Origin of the sequence: Gilliamella sp. GillExp13 (assembly GCF_001690815.1) — a bacterium.
GTDB classification, from domain to species: domain Bacteria; phylum Pseudomonadota; class Gammaproteobacteria; order Enterobacterales; family Orbaceae; genus Gilliamella; species Gilliamella bombi.
Map to the genome: position 1 here is coordinate 1 of NZ_LZHJ01000020.1, position 8010 is coordinate 8010.

The window sequence follows — 8010 nt, forward strand, 5'->3', positions numbered from 1 at the left end:
AAAGCCTATAGGCATTGTAAGACACCGAGTATTAAAGAAGGAGACCGCCGTTATAAACGGTCAATTAAACAACGTCCAAGTTATGTAGAAAGCCGGAAAACGCGAGGACATTGGGAGGGAGATACGATTATTAGCCGTAAAGACAAGCAAGCATTGGTGACATTAGTTGAACGCAAAACAGGGCTAGTATTAATTGGGCGCCTCAATCAACGTACCGCCTCCGAAACGAGAGATATGATAATAAAATTGCTAACGCCGTTTAAAAAAATGGTTAAAAGCATCACCTTTGATAATGGAACCAAATTTAATTATCATCATGCTATTGAGTATTATTTAAACACCACCGTGTACTTTGCGGAGCCTTATAAAAGCTGGCAAAGAGGCACAAATGAAAACACCAATGGCTTAATACGTCAGTTTATACCTAAGTCAGCGGCCATTTCATTAGTTGACGACAAACAGATAAAGAAAATGCAATATCTATTGAACACACGCCCAAGAAAACGGCATAAGTTTAAAAGCCCTGCCGATTTTTATTCTAAGGAGCTAAGAAGAATTGCACTTCATGGTGTAATCTAGGATTTACTAAAAAACAATTTAATACAACATAATACGTTAGAATATTAGGGTGTCTACAAAAAATATTTGAAATTAAATTCGCAAAAAGTGAATAAAAATTCATTTTATGCTTGTAATAGCCTCATAAATAACCTACTATATGCACATTATTGCATAAAAAATAGATAAGGGTAGGGTATGTTAAAAGCAATTATTGTTGGTGCAAGTGGTTATGCAGGGGCAAAATTAGCTCATTATTTACACAAGCATCCGCATATACAACTTATTGCTTTAACTGTGTCTGAAAACAGCCAAGACGGTGGTAAGCTTATTTCTGATTATGATTTACACCCTCAGTTAAAAGGTGTTGTTGACTTACCACTTATTGCCACTGCTGATTATTCTTCCTATATCAATGATCTTGATATTGTTTTTTTAGCTACTGAACATGCTGTCAGCCATAATATAGCTCCTTATTTTTTAGAACATGGTTGTACAGTTTTTGATTTGTCGGGTGCGTTTAGAGTTAACTCTACTTCTTTTTATACCGATTATTATGGTTTTATCCATCAGCATCCAAAATGGCTAGATAAAGCAGTTTATGGCTTAGCAGAATGGAATAGTGAACAAATCAAACAGGCACAACTGATTGCTGTACCAGGATGTTACCCTACAGCATCACAATTACCATTAAAACCATTAATCGAGGAGGGGCTATTAGATAATTCACAATGGCCTGTTATTAATGCTGTGAGTGGGGTGAGTGGAGCAGGGCGAAAACCTTCGCATAATAATATATTTTGTGAAGTAAGTTTACATGCCTATGGACTTTTTACTCATCGACACCAACCCGAAATTGCAACACATTTAGGTCAAGAAGTGATCTTTACACCTCATTTAGGCAGTTTTCAACAAGGTATCCACGCCACAATTACTTGCCGAGTAAAAGAAGGTGTTACATCACAAGATATTCTCAAAGCTCTAAATAAATATTACAAAAATAAGCCTTTGATTCGAATTTATCAAAAAGATTGGCCAGCATTAAAATCTGTCATTGGTTTGCCTTATTGTGATATTGGATTTGTATTAAAAGATCGTCATTTAATATTAATTTCTGTTGAAGATAACTTATTAAAAGGCGCAGCAGCACAAGCTGTGCAGTGTATGAATATTCGATATAATTTTGATGAAACCACATCACTATTATAAAAATGAGTGAATTATTTCAAAGCTCTGTACAAAATTTTTAATGAATTAAAAATAGGTTAAATTAATAGGAAACTAAAATGAAACCATTAATTATAAAACTTGGAGGCGTATTGCTCGACAATAAAGATGCCTTAAGTAAATTATTTGACGTTATTAGTGAGTACAAAAAAAATTTTCAACGATCATTAATTATTGTTCATGGTGGTGGTACGGTAGTTGATTCATTAATGGATAGACTTTCTTTACCCGTAGTACGTCGCAATGGATTACGGGTAACTCCTGCTGATCAAATTGACGTTATTGTTGGTAGCCTTGCTGGCAGTGCCAATACTACTTTATTGTCAGAAGCAAAAAAACAGCAAATAGCAAGTGTAGGACTCTGTTTAGCTGATGGTAATAGTTTAGAAGTTAAACAAATTTCAGAAGATTTAGGTTATGTTGGTGAAGCCAAAGCTGGCGATCCTACATTAATCAATCTACTTATTAATTCGGGTTACCTTCCCATTATTAGCTCGATTGGTATTACTCAAGCGGGACAAATGATGAATGTTAATGCCGATCACGCAGCGGTAGCACTAGCTAAGACCTTAAATGCTGATTTAATATTATTGTCTGATGTAGTTGGCGTACTTGACGACAACAAACAACGCATCAAATCATTAACTCAATCGCACGCGGATCAACTGATTGCTAAAGGTGTTATTACAGACGGTATGGTCGTTAAAGTGAATTCAGCTTTCGAAGCTGCCAAGGCCTTAGGACGACCAATTGATATTGCTAGTTGGAAAGAATCCCACCAACTCATCGAATTATTTAATGGGCAATCAGGCACTACAGGCACAAGAATCATTGCTTAGATATTGAGCAGCTATTATATTAAGCTAGTTATCTATATCTAACGATTAATAAAAAAATATCTTTAACTCATTTTTATCGTCAGTTAATTTAGAAAGGGTATAACATGAAAAAAAGTGGAACCAAAAAGGTCGTATTGGCTTATTCAGGTGGTTTGGATACATCAGCAATTATTCCTTGGTTGAAAGAAAATTATGGTGGATGTGAAGTTTATGCCTTTGTTGCTAATGTAGGTCAAGATCCAAAAGAACTAAAAGATGTAGAAAAAAAGGCTAAAGCATCGGGTGCAGTTGCTTGTAAGGTTGTTGATTTAAGAGAAGAATTTGTTAAAGATTACGTATATCCGGTCTTAAAAACAGGAGCCTTATACGAAGGAACTTATTATCTTGGTACCTCAATGGCTCGTCCAATTATTGCAAAAGCGCAAGTTGAATATGCGTTAGAAGTCGGGGCTGATACACTCTGTCACGGAGCGACTGGTAAAGGCAATGACCAAGTGCGTTTTGAAACAACCTATACTGCACTTGCACCACAACTTAAAGTGATTGCTCCTTGGCGTGAATGGGATCTGCGTTCACGCGAAGCATTAATTGATTATTTAAAAGTTCGTAAAATTCCAACAACCGCAACCGTTGAAAAAATTTACAGCCGTGACGAAAACGCATGGCATATCTCCACTGAAGGTGGTGTGTTAGAAAGCACATGGAACCAAGCTAATACAGATTGCTGGGCTTGGACTGTTTCGCCTGAAGATGCTCCAAACCAACCAGAATTAGTAACCATTGGTATTGAAAAAGGCGAAGTGGTTTCAGTAAATGGGAAAAAATTATCACCATATAACTGTGTTGCAACATTAAATAAAATTGGTGCAAAACATGGTGTTGGTCGAGTTGATATTATTGAAAATCGCTTAGTCGGTATCAAATCGCGTGGTTGTTATGAAACGCCTGGCGGCACAATAATGATGACAGCATTACGTGGTTTAGAACAATTAATATTAGACCGCGACAGCTTTAAATGGCGTGAACAACTAGGTATTGAAATGGCTTATGTTGTTTATGATGGGCGCTGGTTTGCACCATATCGTCGATCAATTCAAGCCGCGGCTGAAGTTTTGGCACAAGACATGACGGGTGAAGTAGTGGTTAAACTTTATAAAGGTAATGCAACTGCCGTGCAAAAGAAATCACCAAATAGCCTATATAATGAAGAATTTGCTACATTTGGTGAAGATGAAGTTTATGATCATAGCCATGCAGGAGGATTTATTCGTCTATTCTCATTATCATCACGTATACGTGCTTTAAATGAGGAACAGCAAAAACAAACTGCCAAAAAAGCGAAAAAGTAAACGCCAATTTGCAAATATACTAGTGATAATAATAAATATATACAGGCAACGTCCTGTATATATTGTTCTTGATTAAATTTAATTTTATTATAAAAATAAATATATAAAACGAAAATTGAAATTGTACAGCTAATCATTAAGATAACATTTATTTAAGATAATATTGAGGTAATTATGGCATTATGGGGTGGGCGTTTTAGCCAAGAAGCAGATCAACGATTTAAGCATTTTAATGATTCATTACGCTTTGATTATCGTCTTGCAGAGCAAGATATCATTGGCTCAATTGCTTGGTCAAAAGCATTGGTAACGGTTAACGTTATATCTTATGATGAACAAAAAAAATTAGAAAAAGCCTTAAATGAATTGTTGCTATTGGTTAAACAAGATCCTAACCAAATTTTACAAAGTGATGCCGAAGACATACACAGTTGGGTTGAACAAAAACTGATTGAAAAAATTGGCGAATTAGGTAAAAAATTACACACAGGACGAAGCCGTAATGACCAATCAACAACCGACTTAAAATTATGGTGTAAAGAGCAAATTCCTCATTTAATTAATGCGATAAATCACTTACGCCAATTACTAGTTACAACCGCTGAACAGCACCAAAAAGCTATTATGCCTGGTTACACCCACTTGCAACGAGCACAACCAATTACATTTGCGCATTGGTGCCTGGCTTATTTTGAAATGTTAAGTCGTGATGTCAGCCGTTTAGAAGATACATTGCAACGTTTAGATGTTAGTCCATTAGGCTCAGGTGCATTAGCTGGAACTGCCTATCCAATGGATCGTGAACAATTAGCGCATTGGTTAGGATTTGCTCAAGCAACTAATAATAGTTTGGACTCGGTGTCTGATCGTGATCACATTCTTGAACTATTAAATAATGCTTCAATAGGTATGGTACACCTATCGCGTTTTGCTGAAGATCTTATTATTTTCAATAGTGGTGAAGCCAATTTTGTTGAACTATCAGATCGAGTGACTTCAGGATCTTCACTCATGCCACAAAAAAAGAATCCAGATGCATTAGAACTGATTCGTGGCAAAATAGGGCGGGTTGCGGGTGCATTAACAGGAGCCTTAATGACCTTCAAAGGTTTACCGCTTGCTTATAATAAAGATTTACAAGAAGACAAAGAGCATCTATTTGACGCACTTGATACTTGGCAAGAATGCTTAGATATGTCCACACTAGTACTAGAGGATATTAAAATTAACTACACAAATTGCCAAGAAGCTGCCAAACAAGGTTATTCTAATGCAACTGAACTGGCTGATTATTTAGTAGCCAAAGGCATACCGTTCCGTGAGGCACACCACATTGTTGGTGAAGCAGTTGTTGATGCTATTGCAAAGCAAAAAGCGCTCGAAGAACTTTCGCTTGAAGAACTACAAAAATTTAGCCCAGTTATTGATAATGATGTTTATCCAATATTATCGTTAGAATCATGCCTAGCTAAACGATGTGCCAAAGGTGGGGTTTCACTACAACAGGTAAAATCAGCGATTGAAGTTGCCAAGCAACAACTTTATAAACAGCTATATTAATCTAATAACAACTATACCTGTATTAGCTGGTATTTTTATACTGAAACACATAGTTACCTGAAACTTTTTAACAAAAAATATGATTGTATATCTGTTCATACAGTGTAAAAATAGAGCTCTTTTTTGAATGGATTAAAGTGAAGCATAATGAGTAAAAGTTATAATTTTAGTGCCGGTCCAGCAAAATTGCCTGCTGAAGTATTAAAACAAGTTCAAACTGAATTATTAAATTGGCATAATACTGGCGCATCAGTCATGGAATTAAGCCATAGAGGTAAAGATTTTGACGCCTGTGCTATTGAGGCTACCAACGACCTACGAGAAATCTTAAACGTTCCTAAAAATTACAAAATTCTTTATTGCCAAGGTGGAGCCAGAGCACAATTTGCTGCAGTTCCATTAAATATTTTAGGAAATAAAACCAGTGCCGACTATATTAACAGTGGTTATTGGAGCCAATGCGCAATCAAAGAAGCCAGCAAATATTGCCAAGTTAATGAACAAAATGTTGTTATCAAACAAAACGGACTAACGGCTGTTAAATCTATGTCAGAATGGCAATTAAATGATAATGCTGCCTATGTACACTATTGTCCAAACGAAACAATTGATGGCGTTCAAATCTTTGAAGAACCCAACTTTGGTGACAAAACCGTTGTAGCTGACTTATCATCGTGTATATTATCGCAACCTATTGACATAAATCGATATGGCATAATTTATGCGGGTGCTCAAAAAAATATTGGTCCATCAGGTATTACCATTATCATTGTGCGAGAAGATTTAATTGGCCATGCAAAAAAAATCTTACCATCAGTACTAGATTACAAAATCTTAATGGACAACGATTCAATGTTTAACACTCCACCTACATTTGCATGGTATTTGTCGGGGCTAGTGTTTAAATGGATAAAAAGTCTTGGTGGATTAAAAGCAATGCAGCAACGAAACCAAGCTAAAGCACAATCACTATATCAATTCATCGACCAATCTAACTTTTATCGAAATAATGTTGCAGTAGCAAATCGGTCAATTATGAATGTTACTTTTTTATCACCAAATGAAGAGTTGGATAAAAAATTTGTAAGCGAATCAACTCAAGCTAACATTATTGGCATTAAAGGTCACCGAATTGCAGGAGGTATGCGAGCATCAATTTATAACGCTATGGATCAAGAAGGCATCAATTATTTAATTGATTTTATGCAGCGATTTGAAAAACAAAATAGCTAAATTAACTCAAAATATTACAAGTTATTACTATCAGCAAAAAGGGAAGGAAAAACTTCCCTTTTTCATTTAATCAGCATTATTTACAGCTATAAACCTCACCAACCATAACCGCATCTGTTGGTGCAATATCAGAAATATATTGCATTGAAGTATCCTGTGCATTATAAATCACATTACCACCCATTGCAGCAGCTTTATTCATCAGGTCAGAAGCCGCATCACGAATAAGCTCACTATGTGTTTTAAGACCAGAAAAAAAACTACTACGACGCCCCTCTGCTTTACCTAATAACTGACAAGAAGCAGCTGGTTTAGTATCAATAAACCGAACTTGACTACCGACAGAAGTAGTTTGATAGTTAGAACTACTACAAGCACCTAAAAGTAAAGTCGCAACCATCGTAACACCAATGAATAATAATTTTTTTATAGACATAATATTTCCTCAACCAATAAAACAACAATCAATAATAAACTAAATTATTGTAGCAGTTTAATTAAACAAAAAATATCAGTAATTAAACTTGTATAAAATCTAATAAATCACAGGGCAATAAATAATCAAACCGACCTATTTTATTAATTAACTATAGCAAATTCGATTTAACTTTATTATAATCGCAACCCTACTAACTAAGTAGCACATCCAAATGGCCCCTTAGCTCAGTTGGTCAGAGCAGTCGACTCATAATCGATTGGTCACTGGTTCAAGTCCAGTAGGGGCCACCATCAATATCATGATTTTAATGTTTAATAAATTTTTTAATTTTTTAAGGGTTAATATCATGAAAAAAATGCAACAGTGATCACTATAGCCGATACTAAAGGCGGTTCTACCAAATCGACTACAGCAGTTAATATTGCTGCTTTTATAGCTCATGCTGGGTTAAAAACACTATTATTGGATTTTGACTTAGAGCAGCCTACAGCTTGTTCATATTTTCCATTGCAAAAAGAAGCTCCATACGGCGTTTATGAGTTTCTTATAATGCATGAAACAGATTTAGATAAACTAATATCTGCGACAACAACACAAATTGTAACTCTCCCCTAAAATAGTACAGCAAAAAAGTAGAAAATTCTCTATGATAAAAGTAAAAGGGGATTTAATGATGAAAAAAATGACTGAACATCAAATCGTCGCTATTTTAAAAGAAGCTGAAGCAGGTATTCCTGTCAAGGAACTCTGCCGTAAATATGGCATGGGTAATTCAACTTTTTATAAATGGCGGGAAAAATACGGC

At 35.5% G+C, this 8010-nt stretch carries 9 protein-coding genes and 1 tRNA gene; 9 read left to right on the forward strand and 1 reads right to left on the reverse strand.

Going from position 1 to position 8010, the window contains the following annotated elements; translation table 11 throughout:
- From A9G37_RS01255 to serC, 6 genes are all read left to right on the forward strand, one after another.
- A partial coding sequence (locus A9G37_RS01255; RefSeq protein WP_141670999.1) for an IS30 family transposase occupies window positions 1-579 on the forward strand: 579 nt, incomplete at its 5' end.
- Between the two features lie 177 nt (window positions 580-756).
- Window positions 757-1767 (forward strand): N-acetyl-gamma-glutamyl-phosphate reductase, encoded by a 1011-nt coding sequence (gene argC / locus A9G37_RS01260; RefSeq protein WP_065574389.1) that lies wholly within the window; start codon window positions 757-759, stop codon window positions 1765-1767.
- A 77-nt stretch (window positions 1768-1844) separates the two neighbouring features.
- Complete coding sequence (gene argB / locus A9G37_RS01265) at window positions 1845-2624, forward strand: acetylglutamate kinase (RefSeq protein WP_034912765.1); 780 nt, start codon at window positions 1845-1847, stop codon at window positions 2622-2624.
- A gap of 104 nt (window positions 2625-2728) precedes the next feature.
- Window positions 2729-3973, forward strand: coding sequence for an argininosuccinate synthase (locus tag A9G37_RS01270; protein ID WP_034912769.1), 1245 nt, complete (start codon window positions 2729-2731; stop codon window positions 3971-3973).
- A gap of 174 nt (window positions 3974-4147) precedes the next feature.
- Complete coding sequence (gene argH / locus A9G37_RS01275) at window positions 4148-5533, forward strand: argininosuccinate lyase (protein WP_065574390.1); 1386 nt, start codon at window positions 4148-4150, stop codon at window positions 5531-5533.
- A gap of 147 nt (window positions 5534-5680) precedes the next feature.
- Window positions 5681-6766: a 3-phosphoserine/phosphohydroxythreonine transaminase gene (serC, locus tag A9G37_RS01280; protein ID WP_034912775.1), complete on the forward strand. Its 1086-nt coding sequence runs from the start codon at window positions 5681-5683 to the stop codon at window positions 6764-6766.
- Window positions 6767-6842: 76 nt separating this feature from the next.
- On the opposite strand, the gene A9G37_RS01285 is transcribed toward serC, so the two are convergent.
- Complete coding sequence (locus A9G37_RS01285) at window positions 6843-7202, reverse strand: DUF4156 domain-containing protein (RefSeq protein ID WP_034912779.1); 360 nt, start codon at window positions 7200-7202, stop codon at window positions 6843-6845.
- A 216-nt stretch (window positions 7203-7418) separates the two neighbouring features.
- On the opposite strand from A9G37_RS01285, the gene A9G37_RS01290 reads away from it, so the two are divergent.
- From A9G37_RS01290 to A9G37_RS01300, 3 genes are all read left to right on the forward strand, one after another.
- Window positions 7419-7495 (forward strand) — tRNA-Ile (locus tag A9G37_RS01290).
- A 73-nt stretch (window positions 7496-7568) separates the two neighbouring features.
- A complete protein-coding gene (locus A9G37_RS01295; RefSeq protein ID WP_065574391.1) occupies window positions 7569-7820 on the forward strand; it encodes a ParA family protein in 252 nt (83 codons plus the stop codon).
- Between the two features lie 55 nt (window positions 7821-7875).
- Window positions 7876-8010, forward strand: a 135-nt coding sequence (locus tag A9G37_RS01300) for a transposase (protein WP_255306838.1), incomplete at its 3' end; no start/stop codon positions are given.

What these genes read in the sequence shown, in the direction of transcription:
- argH (WP_065574390.1), top strand. Translation starts at nt 4,148, where the DNA reads ATGGCATTATGGGGTGGGCGTTTTAGCCAAGAAGCAGATCAACGATTT.
- serC (WP_034912775.1), top strand. Translation starts at nt 5,681, where the DNA reads ATGAGTAAAAGTTATAATTTTAGTGCCGGTCCAGCAAAATTGCCTGCT.
- A9G37_RS01270 (WP_034912769.1), top strand. Translation starts at nt 2,729, where the DNA reads ATGAAAAAAAGTGGAACCAAAAAGGTCGTATTGGCTTATTCAGGTGGT.
- A9G37_RS01285 (WP_034912779.1), bottom strand. Translation starts at nt 7,202, where the DNA reads ATGTCTATAAAAAAATTATTATTCATTGGTGTTACGATGGTTGCGACT.
- argB (WP_034912765.1), top strand. Translation starts at nt 1,845, where the DNA reads ATGAAACCATTAATTATAAAACTTGGAGGCGTATTGCTCGACAATAAA.
- argC (WP_065574389.1), top strand. Translation starts at nt 757, where the DNA reads ATGTTAAAAGCAATTATTGTTGGTGCAAGTGGTTATGCAGGGGCAAAA.